The organism is Nostoc sp. (assembly GCF_036917975.1).
Taxonomy (GTDB): Bacteria; Cyanobacteriota; Cyanobacteriia; order Cyanobacteriales; family Nostocaceae; genus Nostoc.
In genome coordinates, this window is sequence record NZ_JBALEJ010000025.1 from 71,097 (window position 1) to 93,662 (window position 22,566).

Sequence of the window (22,566 nt, forward strand, 5' to 3'; positions counted from 1 at the left end):
AACTGCGAAGCATATATAATTATAACAGTAGTTTTAGCGAGATTGCCAACAATTATCCCAAGAGCCGCCGCCTACTTCTAAACCACACAGAAAACTTTCTGCTTTGAGAATTATTTTAGATTTTCTCCCATTTAGTTCTCGTAATTCTAAATTTAGTTTTCCTTGCATGGTGTCTCGGCAACAGTATTTTAAACCTTCTGCTGTGGGCGCACGCAGAGGTTTACCAGGTAAATGGGTGGTTCCTGTCAATTCAATTTCGTAGCTTGAGTTACTAGCTTTCATTTGCCATCTACCCCAGGGCTGAATTTCCCAATCTACTTGGGAATTCCAGGGAACGAATTCATAAAACTTGCCTTGATAGTGCAAGCCAATCATCGCTACAGATTCCATCCACCACAAGACACCCCGCCGTCCACCGCCAGCAGTTAATGCTAAATCGGGTTCGCCTGCAAAGCAATTGCAATTTATCCAAAACCATTTTTGCGGAAAAGCACCACCCCAATTTTTCTCGCCGTAGGCTGGGGCGTTGGTGAATTCGTAAATTTTACCATTCCAGTCAATTTTTCCGCTAGCTAAACCGTGAGCCATCAAAATTTGCCATCCTGGTTCAAAAATCTGCAAGAATGACAGCCAGCCTGCGGTTGATTGCTGAATGCTATTTTGATTTCCCCAACCGTATACTGGTTGAATTTCATACTGCCAACGGCAATAATTATTGGTGGCGCGATCGCGAATTATTCCCTGATTCAAGGTGGCTGTAGCTTGATAGCCTTCTTGAACATGATGCTCAAACTCTGCTGGTAGCAGGTATAGGGGAGAAACTTGCAAATCTGTTTTACCCCAATGACCTAAACCCAGAACATCCCGACTACCCCAAAATTTCTTGACATCAGGGAAAGTACGACATAAATATTCATCATCTGGGCCGAGAATTTGGGCTGCACCGCCACTGTGAGGTTTACCGCCGATGGGGTCTTCAATGGAGTACATAAAGGCGAATGTTTGTCCAATTTCCGGTAGCGTAACGCGGTAATACCAGCCTTCAAAGAAGCGGCGACTAGTGTCATCCCAGTGATAACCAGAATGGGGTGTTTGGAGAGAATTTAGGGGAATAGTTAACATAGATATAGTTGCCGATTTTTTCAGTATGCGCGATGTCTAACGACAAGCCGAAACGTCTACGCTTCGATATCAATGATGCTTATGAAATTCTTGGGCTAGAACCCGGTGCGTCTCAAGCACAGGTGAAGCGAAATTACCGTAAACTGGTAAAAATTTGGCATCCCGATCGCTTTGTTGACCAAAAGCAAAAACAGGAAGCTGAAGAAAAAATTAAATCAATCAATGCAGCTTACAACAAGCTCAAATCTGAAAGTCCATCTGAGCCTCCTATTCCTGAAAATCCCTCTTCATCTTCGCCTAAAAATCCCCCAAAAATATCTGTCAATCGTTGGGATGCAGAAACTTTCTATACTTTAGGGGTAGAGAATGCTACTAGAGGAAGATATGAAGATGCGATCGCAGATTTTACCCACGCCATTCGTCTCAATCCTCACTATGTTGAAGCATATAAGTATCGGGGGCTAGTTTGTTCTCAACTGGGATACGAATATAGAGCCGCTTCAGATTTAAATAAAGCTGCACAAATAGAAGAAGAGTTAAGAAATCCGGGTGCTGCGCGTATATCGCGATCGCCTAGATATGTATCAAAACCTAGACCTTTGGTAGAAAGATTTTGTCAGAGGATAAAAAGTTTCCTGCGATTAAATCGGCGCTTAAGATAGCAGCACTATACCTGGAGTTAGCTAATACTTATACCTGGGAATACTAAGTAGAGTTCTAACTGCTGCTGATTTCCTAGTATGAGCGATCGCTTTGACATCAATCATGTTTACAATATCCTGGGGTTGAAACCAGGTGCATCTGTTGATGAGGTTAAGCAAGCTTACCGCCAGATGGCTAAGACTTGGCATCCACATTGTTTTATTGAACCGCAGCAAAAGCTAGAAGCGGAAGAAAAAATCAAAGAAATCAATAGACATCTCCAAATGAATGTAGAGACGTAGCAGTGCTACGTCTCTACAAGGGTTTTGGATAACGCATATTTAATTTCTGGAGATGTCTAATGACAAATTAAAAAATTTGTTCTAAACGTTGAAAATCGCGCTGGACTTCATACCAGAGACTTTTATTATGGGGGTCTGTCTTCAGAGCTTTTTTGAGATAAATTCTGGCTTTAAGTAGTTGTTTTTCAGAAATTAACGCCCGTCCCCAAATTTGATAAGCGATCGCTAGCCATTGGCGAACTTCTGCATCTGTTGACAACCGATCTGCTAAAGCTTCCGCCAGGGCGATCGCTTGGGGGAATCGTCTTTCTTGCAAAAATCGCTGCAATTGCTCATAAGTCTTCCACTTCAGCCGTTCTTCTATTTCCAACAGATTAGGCGGCCTTGGTTTTCCTGATTCTTGGCTTGTCACCGTTGTTACTGGTGTTTTCTGCCGTTGCGTTACCTTGGCATCATCACGCCCAGATGTTGACACCTGACTTGAATGTGCAGCAGTTTCCTCTGGCAGTACTACTGTCAGCAGGAGTTTGTAAGCCTCTGTTAAGGCAATAAATTTATCTTTGGCTTTGTTGTCATCTGGGTTGATATCGGGATGATATTGCTGCGCCAGTCGTCGATAAGACGCTTTGATGTCAGCAAAAGAAGCTCCCGATCTTAAACCCAATAAACGGTAGCAATCTCCCAGATCCATCTTGAGCTATGAGCTATCGAATATCCAGCTATCGGCTATCAGCTATCAGCTTTATGCCTGAACTATCAATAATAAGGGCTAATTTACTTTTTTAAAGTTCAATGTTGACAGTTTGTTTAAAGAAGGGAGTGGGGAGTGGGGAGTGGGGATTTGGAAGTTAGGAGTTAGGCGTTAGGAGTTAGGAGTTAGGAGTTAAAATTCTTTGTCTACTCCCTTATCCCCCTCATCCCCCTATTGCCTACTCCCTATTCCCTACTCCCTATTCCCCAGTTATTACCGAGGTTCGTTCTTCAATCACACGGTCGATTAAACCGTATTCTTTAGCTTCTTCGGCAGACATGAAAAAGTCACGATCCATATCTTTTTCAATTTTTGCTATGGTCTGACCTGTTTTATCGGCATAAATGCCATTAAGCTGATGACGAATCCGTAGAATCTCTCTAGCTTCAATTTCGATATCGGTTGCTTGTCCACGGGTGCCACCTGAAGGCTGGTGAATCATAATCCGTGAGTGAGGCAATGCTAACCGTTTGCCTTTGGTGCCAGCTGCCAGCAGGAAAGAACCCATTGAAGCAGCTAAACCTACGCAAATAGTTACTACATCTGATTTGATATGCTGCATGGTGTCAAAAATCGCCATGCCAGATGTAACCATCCCACCGGGGGAATTGATGTATAAATAAATATCTTTACCTGGATCGTCTGAATCCAGATACAGCATTACAGCAATAATTTGATTGGCGATTTCATCATCAATATCTCGCCCCAAGAAAATAATCCGTTCCCGGTAAAGGCGATCGTAGATGCTAATCCAATCTGTATATTGTCCACCGGGCATCCGGTAAGGAACTTTAGGAACGCCTATAGGCATAACTTACTTACTCCGTTTTTAATAATTTGGGGCGGCAAGAGAGTTAGAAATAACTCATAACTCCTACACAGACGCGATTAATCGCGTCTCTCAGCACTCAGCACTCAGCACTCAGCACTAACTAAAGAACACTGGCAGGGAGTGGGGGATTTGCGAGTTCTTCTTTTTCAAAAACTCGGTCAATTAGTCCGTATTCCTTCGCTTCGTATGGTGTTAGATACAACAGCCGATCCATATCTTTAGTAATTTTTTCTGGAGCCTGTCCAGTGGTGCGATGTAGAATATCAACTAACGCCCCTTTATTTACCAAAACTTCTCTGGCGCGAATTTGAATATCCGTTGCTTGACCTTGGGCGTAGCTCTTGGGCTGATGCAGGATAATTGAGGAGTGAGGCAAACTAGCGCGGCAACCTTTTGTACCAGCACTGAGTAGCATTGCTGCCATACCCATCGCCGAACCGACGCAGATGGTGTGGATAGGAGGCTTGATATATTTCATGGTGTCATAAATGGCGAAGGCTTCGGTTTCAAAGCCAATAGGTTCGCCACTGTAACCCGAAGTGCCGGTGGAGTTGATATAGATTTTAATCGGTTTGTCGGGGTCGTCGGATTGCAAAAACAGCAATTCGGCCACGATTAATTCGGTGACAGCAGGCACCAGTGGCATCCCAATATAGACAATTCGCTCCTTCAATAACAGGGAAGGTAAATCTGGCGGCGGTGTCCGATAAAAGTTATCGCCGTAATATGGGGCTTGAACAGCCTTAATTGGGGAAATGTCCATAGCAACTGATCGCCTGAAACTATGCCGTTAACTGTAATACATCCTAGCGCGATGCCAGCCTTCCTCAAGGTGCGGATTTCTCCCTAATGCTGAAGGCGGCTTCGCATCTGCCAATGCTTGGCTTCTAAGATATTCTGATTATATTAGTGTATTTGTGTTAGATAGGTTTTCCGTAGAGTTAAAGTAGTGCTTTGAAGTTATTTTTTTATATGTATATCCTGAATAAGGACTTTGAATTATGAAGGTTAGCTTGCAGCCTGCCTTGAATGATGGTAATTTGGACGCGAATCAACTGAACAGTCAGCGTCAGTTAGGAGTTTCAATTTCGGCGATCGCAGAAAATCAAGACCGCCATGTACCCCTAAATTTATGCTTAATTCTCGATCATAGTGGTTCGATGAATGGGCGATCGCTAGAAACAGTCAAAAAAGCAGCGAATCGTCTGGTAGATAGACTCAATCCTGGCGATCGCCTCAGTGTTGTAGTTTTCGATCACCGTGCCAAAGTCTTAGTACCCAGTCAACTGATCGAAAATCCAGAGAAAATCAAACAGCAAATTGATCGCCTAGCTGCCGATGGTGGAACTGCGATTGATGAAGGGTTGCGTTTGGGGATTGAGGAGTTGGCCAAGGGTAAAAAAGATACTGTTTCCCAAGCTTTCCTCTTAACCGATGGCGAAAATGAACACGGTGATAACAATCGCTGTCTAAAATTTGCTCAATTGGCTGCTAGCTATAATTTGACTTTGAACACTTTGGGATTTGGTGACAATTGGAACCAAGATGTTTTAGAAAAAATTGCTGATGCTGGTTTAGGTACTTTATCTTATATTCAAAAACCCGAACAGGCAGTGGAAGAGTTTAATCGCTTGTTCAGCCGTATTCAAACAGTGGGATTGACTAACGCTTATCTGTTATTCTCTCTAATGCCCAATGTCCGGCTAGCGGAACTCAAACCAGTTGCTCAAGTTTCCCCAGACACAATTGAGTTACCACTGCAACAAGAAGCTGATGGACGTTTCGCTGTGCGGTTGGGAGATTTAATGAAAGATGCAGAACGGGTAATCTTAGCTAATATTTATTTGGGACAATTGCCAACAGGTGAACAAGCGATCGCTAATGTGCAAGTCCGCTACGATGACCCAGCCGCCAACAAAGTAGGTTTAGTTACACCAAATATCCCAGTTTATGCCCATGTAGTCAAAAATTACCAAGCAGACCTAAATCCGCAGGTGCAGCATTCTATTTTAGCATTAGCGAAGTATCGCCAAACCCAGCTAGCCGAGACGAAATTACAACAGGGCGATCGCTCTGGTGCGGCGACGATGTTACAAACAGCTGCAAAAACTGCCTTGCAAATGGGAGATACAGGGGCGGCGACGGTGTTGCAAACTTCTGCCACCCAACTGCAATCTGGTGGAGATTTATCTGAAAGCGATCGCAAGAAAACCAGAATTGTCTCCAAAACAATTTTGCAAGATACCCCTCCCCAATGAAAGTTAAATTGCTCTCGGCGTTAAATGACAATAATGTTGATGTGGCTCAAACAAGTAGCCAACGTCAACTAGCAATAACTATTTTTGCAATCGCTGATGAGTCCGATCAAAATCTCCCCCTTAACCTCTGCTTGATTCTGGATAAAAGTGGTTCCATGCATGGACACCCAATTAAAACGGTGATCCAGGCGGTGGAAGGATTAATCGATCGCTTGAAAGTAGGCGATCGCATCTCAGTTGTGGCTTTTTCCGGCACTGCGGAAGTCATTATCCCTAACCAAGCGATCGAAGACCCCGAAAGCATCAAATCTCAAATTAAAAGCAAACTGACTGCTAGCGGTGGCACTGCGATCGCTGAGGGTTTGGAACTGGGAATTACAGAATTGATGAAGGGCACAAGAGGCGCTGTTTCCCAGGCGTTTCTGCTGACGGATGGGCATGGTGAAAGCGGTTTGCGGATTTGGAAATGGGATATCGGGCGAGACGACAACAAGCGCTGTCTCAAACTGGCACAAAAGGCTGCCAAACTGAACCTAACTATCAACACTTTCGGATTTGGCAATAGCTGGAATCAAGATTTGCTAGAAAAAATTGCCGATGTCGGTGGTGGGACTTTAGCCCATATTGAACATCCTGAACAAGCTGTAGAGCAATTTAGCCGACTGTTTGGACGGATTCAATCGATTGGGCTAACTAATGCCTACTTGCTGTTATCTCTAGTGCCCAATGTCCGACTAGCAGAATTAAAACCCATTGCCCAAGTTGCCCCAGATACAATCGAGTTACCAGTGGAACCCGAAGCCGATGGTAGCTTTGCAGTACGTTTGGGAGATTTGATGCAGGATGTGGAAAGGGTAGTTTTGGCGAACATTTATCTGGGACAATTGCCAGAAGGTAAACAAGCGATCGCTCATTTGCAAATTCGTTATGATGACCCGTTGGTTAACGAAGAAGGTTTACTTTCGCCCTTGATGCCAGTGTATGCAGATGTAGTACGGGCGTATCAACCGGACTCCAATCCCCAGGTGCAGCAGTCTATTTTAGCCTTAGCCAAGTATCGTCAGACCCAGTTAGCCGAAGCGAAATTGCAACAAGGCGATCGCACTGGTGCAGCAACGATGTTGCAAACGGCTGCTAAAACTGCTTTACAAATCGGAGATAAAGGTGCAGCGACAGTGTTGCAAACTTCCGCCACTCGCTTGCAAGCTGGAGAAGAACTTTCTGAAGCAGACCTCAAGAAAACTAGAATTGTATCAAAAACTGTTTTACAAGAATAATAAAAATTCAGTTTTGCTGACTAACGGTGTGAAAGTTTCACGCCAAGGCAGAAAGCGAGAAAAAATATTTTATTCCTCAATTGAGCAACAAAGTAGTCGCATATTCTTAACTTATTGATTAACAACCACCGAAGAGTTTGACTTATGCTGATCGAAAAGATTGTCCAAGAATTGCAAGACATCCCTGAAGACAAACTAGCAGAAGTTTAGTCTTGAAAATCTATTCGACTAGGCGTGTTTCATTGTGCGCCTAGTCCATCGTTCAATCGTGCTCAACCGTGACTATCTCCTATAAACGATCGCCTTTTAACCTCATAAAAAGCTCGCAGATTAAGGTGTTCAAATTGTCTTAGGAGTAGCGTATTTTAGTGTAGCGTAACGCACAAAATTTGATTCTCTTGCAAATAATCAAAAGGTGCATTGCATTTCATTAATGCACCCTACAAGATCAGCGATCGCACTCACCATCGTTTTTTTAAAGTTATAATATTAACTGAACTAAACATCGTGTTTTAATGTATGACAGATCATCAACATTTCGTAACCCAGGCAGTACTCAGAAATTTTTCTTCATCAAGAAAGAAAAATAAAATATTTGTCATTCTTCACATCAAGAATCAACTTACAATAAAATCAAATCCCATAGCTAGAACGTTTGAACAAAATAAATATTTCACAACTAATGAAGAAAATTATGATTCATGGTTTAAAGAGATCGATGCTCAATCTCCATCTATAATAGCCTCAATTATTAAAAATGGTGTAGAAAAATTGAACCTTCAGGAACGAGAAAAAATCAATGAATTCATGGCGTTTCAATGGCTTAGATGTATCGGAATCAGAAATCAATCAATTTTGTATTCTGAAATCTTTGAAGTTTACAAAAAAGAGTATTTATAACTTAAACAAGAAATCCATGATCTTGATAAGCAAAAAAAAATCTCTCTAGATGACCTCAAAAATGACCCGCGTTGGTCGTATTTTAAATATTTAGATAAAATGTTAGGAGAGGATTGGATTAAAAATATTCATGCTAATCTGTTTACAGCTATTCAATTTTTAATCCAAAAACTCAATAATTTAACATTAAGTAGTATTAGTCCAAAGTCATTAAATAAAGAATATGAATACGTTATTAGTGGTTCCCCAGTTTTATATAATGTTTGGGAACCTGAATTCTATTTTCCTATAAGTCCAACTAATTGCTTAAGATTTCATTCTATTGACAGTAATTTATCTCCACTGGATTCTAGGTTTCTTAATGAACTACAATTCATTAATGGTGGAGGTTATAATGGTTGCCGTGTTGCTGCTGGACATCACGAAACTTTAGAATATCTTAAAAATACTCCATTACAATACTTTGAAATACAAAATTTAGAAGATTCTTTTTGGAAACACCTTTTTCTTGAAATGTATAAAAAAAATCAAGAAGCTAAAAAAGTTAGTGGTTAGTGCGATCACTGAATCTTGTAGGTTAAGTGCGATCGCCTAAAAATTGCGACTCACAGGAATAGCGATCGCCTAACTCCTCAAATCGCCAATATAAGCCCCAATTTGTTTAAGTCCCTGCAAAACTTGGATACGTTCTGATGTATTTTCAAGTAACCGATAAGTATGCGATCGAGTATATTGAGGGACATTTTGGTGGCGATCGCATTTCAAAAACAATACTTCTCTTCCGTTTGTAACCATTGCATAACAACTTGACTGTAAGTTGGGAGCGCTCAACAAATAAGTAAGTGCTTGGGGAATTCCCGCCGTAACGTCTAGTCTTGCAGGCTTTGACTCGATTACCAAAATCCAAAAACTATCTTGAATCACCAAAATATCAATCCTGCCTTGAACTGCAATAGCATTAGCTTCGTCTGCAACTTCGATATTGGTACTTACTTCTGCTTTTACCAAAAAAGGAAACTGATAGAAACCTGCTAAATCTAGCAATGGTGATATAACTACAAGCTTAACAATTTCTTCGAGAGGTGGTTCTTCTTGACTGAGATAGTTATAGTTTCGAGTGAGGCGATCTAGTCCTTGTAGTTCCGCTTCGGTTAGAGTCGGCGCATTATTTAACCATTCATCAAAAAAGCGATCGCTAGAGTCGAGTCTCAAGCCAAAAGTTTGACGGAGAGCACCAAGGGTAAGGCTACTAGCATTTGTAATCACGGTTAAATTCTTGTAGTAATTACATGAAGTTTAAAAGTCTAGACATTTGATCTAGGCTCCAATACATAATATACGATATATTAAGAGCAAAAGAGCGATCGCCTAAAAATCACGATTCACAGGAATAGCGATCGCCTTTAAAAGATAGATTGTTGAGGCGATCGCCTAGAAATCAAGACTTACAATACTAGCGATCGCCTTGAGGAGAAAGATTGTTAATGCGATCGCATACCGCAAAGCCTTTAGCAGATAGATAATTGAGGCGATCGCCTAGAAATCACGACTCACAGGAATAGCGATCACTTAAGTAAGACGATGCAAAAATTAAGGCTTGCTGAATATCTTCATCTTCTAATTCGGGAAACTCCTGAAGCAGTTCTTCTCGATTAGGGTAGGTAGCTAATAACTCAATCACCCGACGAAAGGTAAGGCGAAGATTACGAATAGAGGGTTGTCCATTCATGCGATTGGGATTGCTGGTAATGCGATCTAATTTCATGGAAGTAACTCTAGCTCCTTATGAAAATCCATGAGAGACGATTGTACTCCAAGCAAAATTTTATAGCAGGGAACAGGAAATAAGGCTTGTGCCACTAAAATAGAAAAATCATTCACGAGTGTTGTACTTATGGGTAATGAAGTTGAACTACTTGAACACTGGCGAGAACTCACACCCCAAAAGCAACAAAAAGTTTTAGAGTTTGTTGAACTACTTAAATCTGAGTCAGAAACAACACCCACCGAATCTGATTTTGTGCCACAAACACCCTTAGCCAAAAAATTATGGTCGATCCGACAAAGAGCGATCGCTGCTGGATTGCAACTTCTCAACGAAGACGAAATTGAACTTGAACTTGCTGCACGTCGCGGTGGATTCCGTGAGTCTTAAGAAAACTTACATAGACTCTGGTGTACTGATCAGCGCTTTCTGTGGCATTCAGTCAATCAGCATCAGAGCGAATCAAATTCTTAACGATGAAAATCTGGAGTTTGCCTCAAGTAGCTTCGTTCAGTTAGAAGTCTTGCCTAAAGCAACTTTTAACAAGCAACAAGACGAAGCAGAATTTTACGAAACATTTTTTAGTGCTGTCATCCACTGGCCAACTGACTTAGAGCAAATTTTACAGAATGCTGATCAAATTGCCTGTACTTACGGTTTAGCTGCGATGGATGCACTTCATGTGGCTGCTGCTGTGCAGATTAAAGCTGATCAACTGATCACCACTGAAAAGCCAACCAAACCAATGCACCGAGTAACGGAAATCCAGATTATTTCAATATAAAGCTTATTAAATATAAAGTTTTAAGAAAGCTATAAGCCTTTTTAATTGCCACGCCAATAGCTTGAGAATTACACATGAAAACCACTGGCATTCATCATGTAGCTATTATTTGTTCTGACTATAATCGCTCCAAAAAATTCTATGTTGAAATTTTAGGATTTTCGATTATTCAAGAGACTTTTCGCGCCGAGAGAAATTCTTATAAATTAGATTTACGAGTTGGAGAAAATGCTCAAATAGAGTTATTCTCTTTCCCAAATCCTCCACAAAGATTTAGTAGTCCAGAGGCTTGTGGTTTAAGACATCTTGCTTTTAAAGTTGATGATATCGAGGAAACTGTTTTTTACTTAAACTCGCTAGGTGTAGAAACAGAGAATATCAGAATTGACGAAATTACAGGTAAAAAATTTACTTTTTTTAAAGATCCAGATAATTTGCCGTTAGAGATTTATGAAAATTAGGCTTCAATATGTTAGTCAGAGGATATAGACTATCTGATACCAAGGCAATCATGAAACTGTTTTATGATACAATTCATGAAATCAATATTTGCGATTACACTCAAGAACAAGTCAATACTTGGGCACCCGAAAATATGGATTATGAAGTTTGGCACAAAAGATTACAAGCCAAGCTTCCCTATATTGCCGACAATAATGGTGAGATAGTTGGGTTTGCAGAATTAGAATCAGATGGTCACATTGATTGTTTTTATTGCCATAGCAAATACCAAAGAAAGGGTATTGGCTCAAAACTCTTAAGTCATATAGAAGATACTGCAAAATTCCAAGGAATTAAACGGCTATATACAGAAGCGAGTATTACTGCGAAGCCATTTTTTGAAAACAAAGGATTTAGCGTAGTCAGGGAACAGCAAGTAGAACTGCGGGGAGTTTGGTTTCAAAACTATGTAATGGAAAAATACCTGTGAATATTGAGCTAGCTCAACAGGGGAGCATCTCTTGTGCGTCAACGCCTGGAGCAGCTCGATGTTGGTTAAACAAAGCTAAAAACAGCTCGGTTTTTTTGCTGCACTCTATCGTTGGGACTTTTCAATTTACCGGAATGGAAAATTCGTGACGAATGGGTTCGTCAGCGATCGCCTTTTCGACAGCTAAGAATCTAATGAGAAAGTGCGTTAGCGTAGCGTATCTATCGCTAACGATCAAATCAATTACGACGGAAATTTCTTTTGCGTTGTTTGTGCCTTGCGACTTCTTTGCGCTTGTGTTTTTCCAAAGGCGTTTCAAAGTGACGATTCTTTCTCATGTCTGGAAAAATACCTGCTTTGGAAACTTCTCTCTTAAATCGACGCAAGGCTGACTCAATTCCTTCATTTTCACCCACAAATACTTGTGTCATTTTCATCTCCTACTTAATTGGTACTGGGCATAATAAGAAAGGCAGGAGGTCTTGAAAGTGCTGAGTGCTGAGTAAAAATACCAGTCCCCAGTCCTCAGTCCCCAGTTATTCTTTCATTCAAGGCTTTTGAAACTTGTTTCATAGGGACTGCCTCCATTGGTGTCAACTTAAGCTGGAAATAGCTTATCTGTTGGCTTCCATGCCCGCCAGGGAATAAATTCCCGGGCTTTTAGCTAAAGTCTACTGAAGTAGACTGGAGATTTTGGGCGATATTTTAGTCATCTTCAGATGACTTTAGCTATTATACGGGAATTTCAATTCCCGGCGGACAAGCGGTTTCACGTTAAGTTGACACCAATGGGCAAGATGCCCACCCCACAATATTGGATAATTTATTTCTTGGAGTTTCCTAAGTAGTTCGGCAGAATGAAACCAATTCGCAATTCGCTTTTTCGCCCATGACGCTCCTACGTCGCTAACGCAATTGAATCAAGACAGACACAACGGGAAGAGGGGTTTCAACAACCCTTGGGATACAAGGACTGTTTCGCGCCACTTGCGGGCGAAAGCGCGTAGCGGGACGTTCGCGGTAGCGTCTCGTAGAGAAGTACGGTTTTAAACCTTCACTTTTTTCATAAAACCAAACTATGTTAACAAAAATGAACGAGGCTGAAACTCAAGGAGTTTCTGAGGATGATTCTGAGCAATATTTTGTGGTAGCGTTTACTTGGTCTAAGGTATTCACTAATGAGTCATTCCGTTGCATGGGGTGTCTGCTTTGGGAATTTACAATATCATCAAAAACTTCCAAATCCTCAAGAACCTCTGATGCAGACTGATATCGCTGTTTGAAATCATCCAACACCATTTTACTGAGAATCTTAGCTAGGGAGTGGCTAACCTGAGTGCTATCGCTCCATTTTATCTCCCCATCAGCATCTCTACCTAACTCACGGGGGGCTACACCTGTCAAGGCTTTAATTCCAACCATACCGACTGCATAGATGTCACTACTGTAGTGTGGACGACCAAAACATTGTTCGTTTGGTGCGTAACCCTGAGTACCAATGCCAATGGTAAAAGGCGTTGACTCTTGATCGTCAAGCGGTTTGATAGTTACTTCTTTGACAGCACCAAAGTCAATTAATACTAATTTACCGTCTGAATGTCGCCGGATAATATTGCTGGGTTTGATATCCCGGTGAATCACTTTGTTTTCATGGACAAATCTTAATGTTTGCAATAAGTCCCTGACAATTTTGATCACTGCAACTTCTTCAATTACTCTACCTGCTAACAATTCCTGATTTAAAGGATGACCAATTATCTGTTCTTGGACTAAATAAAATTCTTCGTCTTCTTCAAAATACGCCAAAAGTTGAGGGATTTGTGGATGCGTTCCCAATTTTTCTAATGTTTGCGCCTCTGAGTTAAACAAACGTCTCGCAAGTTGCAACCCTTCTGATTTGGTGCTGGCTGGTTTTAGTTGTTTGACAACACATCGCGGATTCCCAGGACGTTGAGTATCTTCAGCAATGTAGGTTTCGCTAAATCCACCGGAACCGAGAACTTTGACAATTTTGTAGCGTTGAGCCAAGATTTTGCCGGATAAGGCTAAATCTCGTTGCTGGATTAGGTATTGCAAGTCATATTGTTGGCTGATAATCTCTTGGACAACGGGGGAAGTTTTATACTTCTGAAAAATATCTACTAATTGGCGTTTTCTAATGCTTTCCCTCATTATTGATGTTCCCAAGTAGCAAAATCCAGTCATTGCGATCGCAATCATTGGTACAGTAGTGGGAAAAATTAACTGACCATAGACAAATAACCCATAGCTGATTCCTCCCCAAGTGCCAGATAGGGCAAGGCTATAGAGAAATCTATTGATACTACCCTTGCGTCTGCTAATCATCAAGGCTGTGCTGCCAACTAGCATTAGCACGAATAAACCTTGCAATGGTAAATTGTTAATTCCTGGGGCGATCGCTTTACCTGTCATCAAAGTTGCGATCGCATTGGCATGAATTTCCACGCCGGACATGGGTTCAGTACTTTTGCTCGCAGCGATGGGATAATAATCATTGTTTAATTTATCTGTCGCACCAATTAGCACGATCTTGTCTTTGAAGAACTTTCCCTGTTGTAAATAGGTGTTCCAGTTTTCTGGGTCTAATACGTGCCAAAAGGGTATTTGCTCAAATGTACCCGCAGGCCCCCAAAAATAAATGCGATCGCCCTTTGGTCGGGGATAATTTACTTGTGCTGCTTTGAGGGCTGCTTCATCAAAGGAAAGCGGCTTCTGAGTAAATAAATTATCTTCACCTAATAACTTGGGAAACTCACTCGCTAATCGATGAACTTTTCCATCTACTTCTAAGGGAAAATTAACTGAGCCAATGGACACTGATCCGGTGCGAAACATTTGGTGTGGGTCTGTTAGCTGCATAAAAGACCCTTGGTGCGTCTGGGAATTTTCGTAAACGGCTGCTAAGGTAACTTTACTGCCATATTTTTGCAATGCGGCTTGGAATTGGCGATCGTCCGTAACTCCATAGCTGCTAGTTGTATCAAAAACAATATCTAAGGCTACAGAGCGGGCACCTGCTTGGATTAATTTTGTGATTACCTGGGAATATGCAGCACGTTGATAAGGATAAGATTTCAGTGTTTCTAGGTAGGCATACTGTTTCGGATCTGTTTTATAGTACTGTTCGGGAACTGATATTGATTGATCGTCTATTGCTAAAATTACAATGTCTTCTGGAGGCACAATCGGCCCACGCAGTTGAAAAAAGCTAGAAAGCGCCTGATTATCCATCAATTGAACCAATTCCCACCCAGAAGCACTCAGCAGCCCTGCCCCGATTGCCCAACTGCCAGCGAGGAGATGACCTAAGCGAACCATCCATTTGGATTGCCGAGCCGATGCTGTCGAAGTTACTTTTGTCGGTTTACTTGACAGTCTATTGGCAGCAGAGACATAGTTTTTAGTTAAGGTAGATGTAGGTTCTTCTGCCATGTCGTGTTACTGATTGATTTAAGTCCAACACTTTTATTTATTCAGACCACGTTTTAGTGTAAGCACATTGAAATAAGACTTAAATGATAATCTTATACATTTGTAAAGTATCTTCTATTCATCAACAAACTTTTATTAGCAGAGCTAGCCCCCAAGAGATTCCTACTCAAGCACCACCTAATTTATTCTTTTTGGATTGAGTGAGTTACAAGTAGTAATTGTCTCACAGATCGGAGCCGGATATACTCTGCCTCTGCATTTAGTTGTGGCAAGATTTCACCATAACCTAACCAACAGCTACACTCTCAACTGGGCGCTCTACCCAAAGCTCTACCCAAGTCTGTCTTCTGTCTCTAACGCAATGTTGTTAATCTCCACAAAGCCTATCCTGATACTGACAGCTTTATCTACAGAGCGGCATTAATTTATATCCTGCCCTAAGCTTATGCTATACCTCTTTAGGAGTAAACTTTAATGTTATGCAGCGATGAATGCTGTTACTTAGTCAATTTTATTGGTAGATTTTGATCGCAGGGTAGCTCTTGTAGTGCTGGAGGTGAATAAGGTTAGCACCCAGGATCTCAACTCCAATGTTGCAAGGCGTTTTTATGCCTTGAAAGAGGTAGGATAAAAGCTATAGATAAACAGCTACTTTATAGATATTAGCAAACAAGGCATTTGAAAATTGCTATAATCTATTGTTCCATCTAAATTCATTTATATTATTAGGTGTAAATTTGTATGGGTTCTCCAATGAATCGTCTGTCTATTTTTGTAGACGGAAACAATATGTTCTATGCTCAACAAAAAAATGGCTGGTTTTTTGACCCACGGCGCGTCTTAGAATACTTTAAACATGAGCAATCAGAAACAACATTAATTAATGCATTCTGGTACACTGGCTTAAAAGACCCACAAGATCAACGAGGTTTCAGAGATGCTCTCATTAGTCTAGGATATACGGTCAGGACTAAAATTCTGAAAGAATATTATGATGATACGTCCGGTCGCTACTCGCAAAAAGCGAATTTAGATATTGAAATTGTTGTAGATATGTTTAATACAGTAGACCAGTATGACCGAGTAGTATTATTCAGTGGCGATGGAGATTTTGAAAGAGCAATCGAACTATTACGCTCAAAAAATACACATATTACGGTAGTATCAACTGAAGGAATGATCGCTAGAGAGCTGCGGAATGCTACTGATAGATATATAGATTTAAATGATATCAGAGATCAAATAGAAAAAACCGAAGGTTAGTATCCTTAGCAATTATTTACAAAAGTAAGAGTAAAAGAAAAACTAAGGTTGAAGATATATTAAGCCACAAGTAAACACTAAACAACAAACGACAAATGACCAACCAAACAGATCGAATCATCATTTTTGATACGACATTGCGAGATGGAGAACAGTGTCCGGGAGCGACTTTGAATATAGACGAGAAGCTAGTTATTGCCAAACAATTAGCGCGTCTGGGTGTAGATGTCATTGAGGCAGGGTTTGCCTTTGCGAGTCCTGGGGATTTTGAAGCAGTCAAGAAGATTTCTCAAATTGTCGGGACAGAAAATGGCCCAGTAATTTGTAGTTTGGCAAGAGCGATTAAAGCAGACATTGAAGCGGCAGCCGAAGCATTAAAGCCAGCAGTTAATGCCAGAATTCACACATTTATTTCGACTTCTGATATTCATTTAGAGTATCAATTGCGGAAGTCACGGGCAGAAGTGCTAGCGATCGCCGAAGAAATGGTAGCCTATGCTAAATCCTTCATGACAGATGTAGAATTTTCGCCGATGGATGCGGCCCGTACCGATCCAGAATTTCTATACCAAGTTTTAGAGCGGGCGATCGCAGCTGGTGCAACAACAGTTAATATTCCCGATACCGTCGGTTACACTACCCCTAGCGAATTTGGAGCCATCATTAAGGGCATTATCGAAAATGTTCCCAACATCGACCAAGCGATTATCTCCGTTCACGGTCATAATGATTTAGGCTTGGCAGTTGCTAACTTCTTAGAAGCCGTGAAAAATGGCGCACGGCAACTAGAATGTACCATCAATGGCATTGGCGAACGTGCCGGAAATGCGTCATTAGAAGAATTGGTAATGGCGCTGCATGTCCGACGACAATATTTTAACCCCTTCTTAGGAAGACCAGCAGATTCTCAAGAATCCCTGACAAATATCGACACCCGACAAATTTACAAAACCTCACGCTTAGTTTCTAATTTGACGGGAATGTTGGTACAACCAAATAAAGCAATTGTAGGGGCTAATGCCTTTGCCCATGAGTCTGGGATTCACCAAGATGGTGTGCTAAAAAACAAGCTAACCTACGAAATTATGGATGCCCAATTGATTGGCTTGTCAGACAATCAAATAGTTTTGGGCAAACATTCAGGTAGAAATGCTTTCCGCACGCGCTTAAAAGAATTGGGCTTTGAACTGTCGGATACTGAATTAAATAAAGCATTCGTCAGATTCAAAGAAGTGGCAGATAAAAAGAAAGAAATTTCTGATTGGGACTTGGAAGCGATCGTTAACGATGAAATCCAACAAGCGCCTGATTTATTCCGGGTAGAGTTGGTGCAAGTTTCCTGCGGTAGCAACGCTCGTCCTACAGCCACAGTTACTCTGCGTACCCCAGACGGTGAAGAATTAACCGATGCTGCGATCGGTACTGGGCCAGTGGATGCAGTTTACAAAGCCATCAACCGTGTGGTGAATGTGCCCAACGAGTTGATTGAGTTTTCTGTGCAGTCAGTAACAGCCGGTATTGATGCTATTGGAGAAGTGACGATTCGTTTACGTTATGAATCTAAAGTATTTTCTGGTCATGCAGCGAACACAGATATCATCGTGGCATCTGCTCAAGCTTATGTAAATGCGTTGAATAGGTTGTATGCATCTTTGCAAACTCAACAAAAGCCAGAGGAAGTAACTGCACAGAAAGTTTAACTCATCCCCCGGCTTGAAGCCGGGGGGAAATCGAAGTCATTAGTCATTGGTGCTAATAGACATCTCCGAAAAAGAATTGTTTTGACGTAGCACTGCTACGTCAAAACAAGGGTTATGGGTAACGCATATTTAATTTCTGGAGATGTCTAATTTGTGCGAAAAGTCAAGTTTATTGAGTTGATTATGAATATTGTTTACTTTTTTAGAATTTTTGATTGACTTATATTCATAAAACTTTATTCTGAGAGACGATGTTTATAGTCAGTGAGCTTGTATGAGTAGCGAGAAAACTACAGAACTGCCGCTCTGGGTACAAGATAGAGATATAGTCATTGCTCATGATCAAGAAGTACAGTGGCGAGAAGGAAAACGCCCGGATTATTCTTACACCAATGAATTTCTTCATCAAGAGAGTAAATTTCAACATCCTGAAGGTTCAATAGATGCGATCGCTCAAAATTTAGTCCGAAATTTTGAGATGGAAGCTTCTAATAAATCTAATCCTCAACAGTGGCTTTCGATTGTTACTGATAAGTTTAAGATGAGTACCAATGGGGGACAACAATTCACTGCTGAGGATGTTGCAACCGAAGGGACTTATAACCTGTTTTTAGGTAAAACTGAGCAATACAGTTCTGAAACAGAAACCTTTGAATCTTCATTTCAAGTTTTTCATACAGCCTTTCCTAATGGCTTCCTTTGGGAATTAACAGAAGTTCTTTCGGGGCCGCCTAATGTTACCTTTAAGTGGCGACATTGGGGAACATTTAATGGTTCCTATAAAGACTATGCACCCACAGGTGAAACAATAGAAATAGTAGGAATTAGTATTGCTCGCGTCACTGATGATTTGAAGATAGAGTCTTTAGAGCATTATTTTGATAATAATGTCTTTCTTCAGAAATTAACCAGTGGTGGTTGTCCTTTCCATTCCCAAAATCAGTAGATATATAGGAATCCGATGTGATTTCTGAAAAAATATTTATGCCTCGTACAAAGCGGACATCGCGGGTTCTAGAAAAAGCTGAACTGAGAACGTCTGGATTCAAAGCAGTTGATTCAAACATGGATTTTGGTAATAGTTGCGATTTGGAAAATCTGACTCAATCAATTGAAGAGTTTCGCACTATGCTTGATACTTATAACAACGCTTTAGCTGTGGTTGACTCTACTAAAACTAAAATCGATGAAATGGAAATAGCTAAAGTCATCTGAAGATGACTAAATATCGCCAAAAATCTCCAGTCTACTTCAGTAGACTTTAGCCTACTAGCCCGGAAATTTATTTCCGGGCGCTCTAATGCAACAAATTGCTAGCGGAGAACCAATATGATAGTTACCGTGCGTGACCCGAATATTCTCTCTAATTTAGATCCTGAGAAATTAACATCCTATCTACAAGCACAGGGGTGGTATCAAGAAAGTCAGGTTGGCAATAAAGAATCAGTTTGGATTAAAACAACTGATTTTGGTGAAGAATTTGATATTACCTTACCTCTCAATCCCGGAATCAGGTCTTATGCGCTGCGGATGGCTGAGATTTTGTCAATTCTAGAAAAAGTTGAAGTCCGCTCTCAGTTAGACATATTGAGCGATCTCATTACAATAATCCCGAATACTGAAATCCAGGGGATAGTGATTCCAATACTGTTCGGTTAAGGCAAGAGACGCGATGAATCGGCGTCTCTACAATAATCAGTCTTTTGTAGAGACGCCGATTTATCGCGTCTTTGAGATTTATAATTTTCATCAAAAAACCTTAACCGATCGGTATTGATAGTGATTCGACTAACAGAACGAAATCATCCAGGCAATGTTACAATTATTGGCTTTGTTGTGAGCAAGCCCCGCCAAATCCATCTTTTTTTAAGTGAATCTGAATACAATTTGGCTCTGACTGCTTATCATCAGAGGTTGCCAGTCGTTTGTACTGGGGATTTAATTAAGGAGAATGACACTTTTGTGCTGAAAAAAACTACTAGCTTTGCTTTATATGATACTTTGACCGAGCAAGCAGCAGTCTAAAAAATTACAGGCAGAATCACAAGCTGGCAATTAATCATGGTATTAATGTTTGTACAGTAGTAGCTGATGTATTAACAGAAGGTGTAAACCCAGCTAGTTTACCCAACTTCTGGGGTACAAAGTCCGTTTCTTTGCTACCTTGAACCTCAGATAAGTAACAATCTCGCACCGCCAATAACAAGCCTTTGATGGCATCTTGTCTGCCTGTTTTGACTAAATCATCTGCCTTTTTGAAAAAATGCGATCGCCATTTGCTATCGTTATTGCCATACAATTCGATTAAATACCAACCTGCAAGATACTCAGCTAAAGGGTCAAGACAGAAACGGATTCTATCTTTAGCAGAACCGATAGTTTGAATCAGGTGCAGACGCTTTTCTAAATAATCGAGGTCGGTTTCTGGGTCATCAATACCCAAATTTGCTAATGCAACAATAGCATCTCCACGCTTGGCGGTTCCTGGTTGATAACTTTGTTGCAAACATTCCCAGGCGATGGTTTTGGCAATTTGATGAACAGTGCGATCGTCAAATTGATTGTCTGTAACATCACGATTGAGTTCATTGATATAACCCAGCATCAAATTGGGAATATTCTCTGGCAACGCAGAAATATTAGATGCAACCTCTCTACTGGCGATTAACTGTTCAGCATAGAGTTTAGCCAGCAGAACAGTGATATTATTTTGACCGACCATCAGAGAAAGGCGGTTACAAGCGTCAAAAAATTCTTGGTCAGTAAAGCGATCGCGTTTACCTCGCTGCATCAGATAAGCTTCCATAAAGGACGATAGTTTATTCGCCTCAATCCGCAGAGGTTTAATTATCGTCTTATTAACCCGCCCCAGCTTTTCCTCAATTCGAGAAGTAATCACCAACGAATTCACCGGAAACTCTGGTGACTCCGGCTCAATTGCTTCTCGTGTAGTCGCATTCATTTCTGAGAACCGGTCTACAATTACTAGAATGCGTTTCTTTCTTAACAAACGTAACAGTAACTCTTGACAAATCGGCTCTGGTTCATCAATTAAAGCTTGCAACTGTCCTCTGATAGCTTCTAAAAGCGGCAACTTACCTTCAGTTACCCGAAATTCTTCTTCCAATAGCACAGGTAACATCAAATGTTTGCAGAGTTGTTGCTCTTCATCCTCAGCCATTGCCCATCCAGCGATTCGACACGCTAAACTGGTTTTACCTACGCCCCCTTCCCCACCAATTACTAGGCAGCTACGTTGTTTCTCAAAAGTTGAGCGCAAATTCTCATTCATTAGTTGGGGAACTGTTATACCATCCAGAACAACGGGAATGGGAATGTAACAGGCGCGACTGCTAACCGTATCCTTTTTGGGAAATTGTTCGCGGGCTGCTTTGATATATTTAGCTACCCACGCATCTAATACTCTGGGATGGTAATGAAACCAGCCAACGAATAGCACATATCGCAGAGGTACATTAACACTGATAAATGGTAGGGAAAAATCTGTGTAGGGTTTGAGGGCGTTGTTAATTTTCAACAACCATAAAGGGGCTAATCGCAAGAAAATTAACCACACGGAAGGTAATAAGATCAGGTAGGCGGCAATTCCCAAGAGTAATTTATGCCCAAATAGCCATTCTAGAACTCTATCAAAGAGGCGAGTTTCTTTTTCTGCTTTCAGGGCATTGAGAGGGCGACGTATCAGCCTACTGTCCGTCTCTGTAAATTTATCTTTGTGTTCTTGGATAGTTGTCAATACCTGCTCAAAGTCTGAGATGACTTTCTGCAACTTTGAGCTAGGTAAAGCATTTGCTTTGTCCTGAAAGCCTGCCGCTATTCCTCCTAAACCTTTGATAGCACCTAAACGCACGTAAAACTGGTTATCATTCAACAGGGCAATTAAATTAGGGACAGCCGATACTGCTTCTGTACCCATTGCACCCAAGGCGTAGGCCGAATTGTAACGTACAGCCGGGTTATTATCTTTTAGGGCAGCGGTTAATACTGGGACAGCTACTTTCGCTTCTACACCAATTTTCCTAAGTGCAGAAGGAACATAAATGCGAACGAATTGCTCCTTGTCTTGTAATGCCGCCATCAACGATGGAACTGCTGCTTTGGCTGCTGTACCAATATTTCCTAAAGCTAAGGTGGCGTACAGGCGGACTTGTCCATCCTCATCGTGCAATGCTGCACTTAAAGCTGGAACTGCTGGTGCTGCTTCTGCACCCAAATCTCCTAAAACCGAAGCGGCGTGCCAGCGAAGATTAATATCCTGATTTTTCAACGCCTCAATCAGAGACGGTACTGCTGGCGAACCGATATTAACTAAGGCATCTGCGGCAATGCTACTGATGTGGGCATCGTTATCTATCAGCTTCTGAATCAGGGGAGCAATTTTGCTGTCAGTAGTGATTTGCGCCCAGCTATTGCTTGTGCATAGTAGGAACAGCGTCAGGCATAAGACAACCACCTTGAGCGCACTAAGTAATACTTGTCTGGTGTGCTTTGTCATTGAATCGGATTGAATCACCCGATGAACAACTCCAGTCAGAGAAACTACACTTAGATTGTAATCTAACTGT

25 protein-coding genes are annotated in these 22,566 nt (G+C 41.2%); 16 read left to right on the forward strand and 9 right to left on the reverse strand.

Going from position 1 to position 22,566, the window contains the following annotated elements; genetic code table 11:
- Window positions 1-33: 33 nt before the first annotated feature.
- Window positions 34-1,122: a tocopherol cyclase family protein gene (locus V7K76_RS11945; RefSeq protein WP_334774982.1), complete on the reverse strand. Its 1,089-nt coding sequence runs from the start codon at window positions 1,120-1,122 to the stop codon at window positions 34-36.
- A gap of 32 nt (window positions 1,123-1,154) precedes the next feature.
- On the opposite strand from V7K76_RS11945, the gene V7K76_RS11950 reads away from it, so the two are divergent.
- Both V7K76_RS11950 and V7K76_RS11955 read left to right on the forward strand, forming a co-directional pair.
- Window positions 1,155-1,784 (forward strand): J domain-containing protein, encoded by a 630-nt coding sequence (locus V7K76_RS11950; protein ID WP_334774983.1) that lies wholly within the window; start codon window positions 1,155-1,157, stop codon window positions 1,782-1,784.
- 78 nt (window positions 1,785-1,862) lie between these two features.
- Window positions 1,863-2,066: a J domain-containing protein gene (locus V7K76_RS11955; protein ID WP_334774984.1), complete on the forward strand. Its 204-nt coding sequence runs from the start codon at window positions 1,863-1,865 to the stop codon at window positions 2,064-2,066.
- 67 nt (window positions 2,067-2,133) lie between these two features.
- Here the strand turns inward: V7K76_RS11955 and V7K76_RS11960 are convergent, their stop codons facing one another.
- From V7K76_RS11960 to V7K76_RS11970, 3 genes are all read right to left on the reverse strand, one after another.
- Window positions 2,134-2,757: a J domain-containing protein gene (locus V7K76_RS11960; RefSeq protein WP_334774985.1), complete on the reverse strand. Its 624-nt coding sequence runs from the start codon at window positions 2,755-2,757 to the stop codon at window positions 2,134-2,136.
- 259 nt (window positions 2,758-3,016) lie between these two features.
- The gene (locus V7K76_RS11965) at window positions 3,017-3,628 is read right to left on the reverse strand and encodes an ATP-dependent Clp protease proteolytic subunit (protein ID WP_334696314.1); all 612 of its coding nucleotides are present in this window, start codon (window positions 3,626-3,628) and stop codon (window positions 3,017-3,019) included.
- Window positions 3,629-3,749: 121 nt separating this feature from the next.
- Complete coding sequence (locus tag V7K76_RS11970) at window positions 3,750-4,412, reverse strand: ATP-dependent Clp protease proteolytic subunit (protein WP_292732139.1); 663 nt, start codon at window positions 4,410-4,412, stop codon at window positions 3,750-3,752.
- 238 nt (window positions 4,413-4,650) lie between these two features.
- On the opposite strand from V7K76_RS11970, the gene V7K76_RS11975 reads away from it, so the two are divergent.
- From V7K76_RS11975 to V7K76_RS11990, 4 genes are all read left to right on the forward strand, one after another.
- Window positions 4,651-5,907, forward strand: a complete 1,257-nt coding sequence (locus tag V7K76_RS11975) for a vWA domain-containing protein (RefSeq protein ID WP_334774986.1) — start codon at window positions 4,651-4,653, stop codon at window positions 5,905-5,907.
- Window positions 5,904-7,184: a vWA domain-containing protein gene (locus V7K76_RS11980; protein ID WP_334774987.1), complete on the forward strand. Its 1,281-nt coding sequence runs from the start codon at window positions 5,904-5,906 to the stop codon at window positions 7,182-7,184. Before V7K76_RS11975 ends, V7K76_RS11980 begins: the two co-directional genes overlap by 4 nt.
- 519 nt (window positions 7,185-7,703) lie before the next feature.
- Complete coding sequence (locus V7K76_RS11985) at window positions 7,704-8,084, forward strand: DUF4238 domain-containing protein (protein ID WP_334774988.1); 381 nt, start codon at window positions 7,704-7,706, stop codon at window positions 8,082-8,084.
- Window positions 8,085-8,183: 99 nt separating this feature from the next.
- Entirely contained in the window at window positions 8,184-8,639 is a 456-nt protein-coding gene (locus V7K76_RS11990; RefSeq protein WP_334774989.1) for a hypothetical protein, read from the forward strand.
- 69 nt (window positions 8,640-8,708) lie between these two features.
- Here the strand turns inward: V7K76_RS11990 and V7K76_RS11995 are convergent, their stop codons facing one another.
- Both V7K76_RS11995 and V7K76_RS12000 read right to left on the reverse strand, forming a co-directional pair.
- Window positions 8,709-9,350 (reverse strand): type I restriction endonuclease subunit R, encoded by a 642-nt coding sequence (locus V7K76_RS11995; protein WP_292852765.1) that lies wholly within the window; start codon window positions 9,348-9,350, stop codon window positions 8,709-8,711.
- Window positions 9,351-9,627: 277 nt separating this feature from the next.
- Window positions 9,628-9,849 carry a DUF433 domain-containing protein gene (locus tag V7K76_RS12000; RefSeq protein ID WP_334774990.1) on the reverse strand — a complete coding sequence of 74 codons (222 nt, stop codon included), beginning with the start codon at window positions 9,847-9,849 and terminating at the stop codon, window positions 9,628-9,630.
- A 129-nt stretch (window positions 9,850-9,978) separates the two neighbouring features.
- Here V7K76_RS12000 and V7K76_RS12005 point away from each other — a divergent pair, with 129 nt between their 5' ends.
- The 4 genes from V7K76_RS12005 (at window position 9,979) to V7K76_RS12020 (ending at window position 11,564) form a co-directional block, all read left to right on the forward strand.
- Window positions 9,979-10,239 (forward strand): hypothetical protein, encoded by a 261-nt coding sequence (locus V7K76_RS12005; protein WP_334774991.1) that lies wholly within the window; start codon window positions 9,979-9,981, stop codon window positions 10,237-10,239.
- On the forward strand, window positions 10,229-10,633 hold the full coding sequence (locus V7K76_RS12010) for a type II toxin-antitoxin system VapC family toxin (RefSeq protein WP_334774992.1): 405 nt from the start codon (window positions 10,229-10,231) through the stop codon (window positions 10,631-10,633). The genes V7K76_RS12005 and V7K76_RS12010 overlap by 11 nt, the downstream gene beginning before the upstream one ends.
- Before the next feature lie 74 nt (window positions 10,634-10,707).
- Window positions 10,708-11,094, forward strand: coding sequence for an SMU1112c/YaeR family gloxylase I-like metalloprotein (gene gloA2, locus V7K76_RS12015; protein ID WP_334774993.1), 387 nt, complete (start codon window positions 10,708-10,710; stop codon window positions 11,092-11,094).
- A gap of 50 nt (window positions 11,095-11,144) precedes the next feature.
- The gene (locus V7K76_RS12020; protein ID WP_334774994.1) at window positions 11,145-11,564 is read left to right on the forward strand and encodes a GNAT family N-acetyltransferase; all 420 of its coding nucleotides are present in this window, start codon (window positions 11,145-11,147) and stop codon (window positions 11,562-11,564) included.
- 239 nt (window positions 11,565-11,803) lie between these two features.
- Here V7K76_RS12020 and rpsU read toward each other — a convergent pair whose 3' ends face one another.
- Window positions 11,804-11,995 (reverse strand): 30S ribosomal protein S21, encoded by a 192-nt coding sequence (gene rpsU, locus V7K76_RS12025; protein ID WP_069073774.1) that lies wholly within the window; start codon window positions 11,993-11,995, stop codon window positions 11,804-11,806.
- 676 nt (window positions 11,996-12,671) lie between these two features.
- Window positions 12,672-15,017, reverse strand: a complete 2,346-nt coding sequence (locus V7K76_RS12030; protein ID WP_334774995.1) for a CHASE2 domain-containing serine/threonine-protein kinase — start codon at window positions 15,015-15,017, stop codon at window positions 12,672-12,674.
- 741 nt (window positions 15,018-15,758) lie between these two features.
- Between V7K76_RS12030 and V7K76_RS12035 the strand changes: the two genes are divergently transcribed.
- The 6 genes from V7K76_RS12035 (at window position 15,759) to V7K76_RS12060 (ending at window position 20,005) form a co-directional block, all read left to right on the forward strand.
- Window positions 15,759-16,280: a LabA-like NYN domain-containing protein gene (locus V7K76_RS12035; protein ID WP_041565194.1), complete on the forward strand. Its 522-nt coding sequence runs from the start codon at window positions 15,759-15,761 to the stop codon at window positions 16,278-16,280.
- 95 nt (window positions 16,281-16,375) lie between these two features.
- Complete coding sequence (locus tag V7K76_RS12040) at window positions 16,376-17,980, forward strand: 2-isopropylmalate synthase (RefSeq protein ID WP_334774996.1); 1,605 nt, start codon at window positions 16,376-16,378, stop codon at window positions 17,978-17,980.
- A gap of 274 nt (window positions 17,981-18,254) precedes the next feature.
- Complete coding sequence (locus V7K76_RS12045) at window positions 18,255-18,926, forward strand: ester cyclase (RefSeq protein WP_334774997.1); 672 nt, start codon at window positions 18,255-18,257, stop codon at window positions 18,924-18,926.
- A 38-nt stretch (window positions 18,927-18,964) separates the two neighbouring features.
- Window positions 18,965-19,195: a hypothetical protein gene (locus V7K76_RS12050; RefSeq protein WP_334774998.1), complete on the forward strand. Its 231-nt coding sequence runs from the start codon at window positions 18,965-18,967 to the stop codon at window positions 19,193-19,195.
- Window positions 19,196-19,309: 114 nt separating this feature from the next.
- A complete protein-coding gene (locus V7K76_RS12055) occupies window positions 19,310-19,639 on the forward strand; it encodes a hypothetical protein (RefSeq protein ID WP_334774999.1) in 330 nt (109 codons plus the stop codon).
- A 120-nt stretch (window positions 19,640-19,759) separates the two neighbouring features.
- Window positions 19,760-20,005: a hypothetical protein gene (locus tag V7K76_RS12060; protein ID WP_334775000.1), complete on the forward strand. Its 246-nt coding sequence runs from the start codon at window positions 19,760-19,762 to the stop codon at window positions 20,003-20,005.
- Window positions 20,006-20,039: 34 nt separating this feature from the next.
- On the opposite strand, the gene V7K76_RS12065 is transcribed toward V7K76_RS12060, so the two are convergent.
- On the reverse strand, window positions 20,040-22,496 hold the full coding sequence (locus tag V7K76_RS12065; protein ID WP_334775001.1) for a HEAT repeat domain-containing protein: 2,457 nt from the start codon (window positions 22,494-22,496) through the stop codon (window positions 20,040-20,042).
- Window positions 22,497-22,566: the final 70 nt, after the last annotated feature.

What these genes read in the sequence shown, in the direction of transcription:
- V7K76_RS11945 (WP_334774982.1), bottom strand. Translation starts at nt 1,122, where the DNA reads ATGTTAACTATTCCCCTAAATTCTCTCCAAACACCCCATTCTGGTTAT.
- V7K76_RS11950 (WP_334774983.1), top strand. Translation starts at nt 1,155, where the DNA reads ATGTCTAACGACAAGCCGAAACGTCTACGCTTCGATATCAATGATGCT.
- V7K76_RS11955 (WP_334774984.1), top strand. Translation starts at nt 1,863, where the DNA reads ATGAGCGATCGCTTTGACATCAATCATGTTTACAATATCCTGGGGTTG.
- V7K76_RS11960 (WP_334774985.1), bottom strand. Translation starts at nt 2,757, where the DNA reads ATGGATCTGGGAGATTGCTACCGTTTATTGGGTTTAAGATCGGGAGCT.
- V7K76_RS11965 (WP_334696314.1), bottom strand. Translation starts at nt 3,628, where the DNA reads ATGCCTATAGGCGTTCCTAAAGTTCCTTACCGGATGCCCGGTGGACAA.
- V7K76_RS11970 (WP_292732139.1), bottom strand. Translation starts at nt 4,412, where the DNA reads ATGGACATTTCCCCAATTAAGGCTGTTCAAGCCCCATATTACGGCGAT.
- V7K76_RS11975 (WP_334774986.1), top strand. Translation starts at nt 4,651, where the DNA reads ATGAAGGTTAGCTTGCAGCCTGCCTTGAATGATGGTAATTTGGACGCG.
- V7K76_RS11980 (WP_334774987.1), top strand. Translation starts at nt 5,904, where the DNA reads ATGAAAGTTAAATTGCTCTCGGCGTTAAATGACAATAATGTTGATGTG.
- V7K76_RS11985 (WP_334774988.1), top strand. Translation starts at nt 7,704, where the DNA reads ATGACAGATCATCAACATTTCGTAACCCAGGCAGTACTCAGAAATTTT.
- V7K76_RS11990 (WP_334774989.1), top strand. Translation starts at nt 8,184, where the DNA reads ATGTTAGGAGAGGATTGGATTAAAAATATTCATGCTAATCTGTTTACA.
- V7K76_RS12000 (WP_334774990.1), bottom strand. Translation starts at nt 9,849, where the DNA reads ATGAAATTAGATCGCATTACCAGCAATCCCAATCGCATGAATGGACAA.
- V7K76_RS12005 (WP_334774991.1), top strand. Translation starts at nt 9,979, where the DNA reads ATGGGTAATGAAGTTGAACTACTTGAACACTGGCGAGAACTCACACCC.
- gloA2 (WP_334774993.1), top strand. Translation starts at nt 10,708, where the DNA reads ATGAAAACCACTGGCATTCATCATGTAGCTATTATTTGTTCTGACTAT.
- V7K76_RS12020 (WP_334774994.1), top strand. Translation starts at nt 11,145, where the DNA reads ATGAAACTGTTTTATGATACAATTCATGAAATCAATATTTGCGATTAC.
- rpsU (WP_069073774.1), bottom strand. Translation starts at nt 11,995, where the DNA reads ATGACACAAGTATTTGTGGGTGAAAATGAAGGAATTGAGTCAGCCTTG.
- V7K76_RS12030 (WP_334774995.1), bottom strand. Translation starts at nt 15,017, where the DNA reads ATGGCAGAAGAACCTACATCTACCTTAACTAAAAACTATGTCTCTGCT.
- V7K76_RS12035 (WP_041565194.1), top strand. Translation starts at nt 15,759, where the DNA reads ATGGGTTCTCCAATGAATCGTCTGTCTATTTTTGTAGACGGAAACAAT.
- V7K76_RS12040 (WP_334774996.1), top strand. Translation starts at nt 16,376, where the DNA reads ATGACCAACCAAACAGATCGAATCATCATTTTTGATACGACATTGCGA.
- V7K76_RS12045 (WP_334774997.1), top strand. Translation starts at nt 18,255, where the DNA reads ATGAGTAGCGAGAAAACTACAGAACTGCCGCTCTGGGTACAAGATAGA.
- V7K76_RS12050 (WP_334774998.1), top strand. Translation starts at nt 18,965, where the DNA reads ATGCCTCGTACAAAGCGGACATCGCGGGTTCTAGAAAAAGCTGAACTG.
- V7K76_RS12055 (WP_334774999.1), top strand. Translation starts at nt 19,310, where the DNA reads ATGATAGTTACCGTGCGTGACCCGAATATTCTCTCTAATTTAGATCCT.
- V7K76_RS12065 (WP_334775001.1), bottom strand. Translation starts at nt 22,496, where the DNA reads ATGACAAAGCACACCAGACAAGTATTACTTAGTGCGCTCAAGGTGGTT.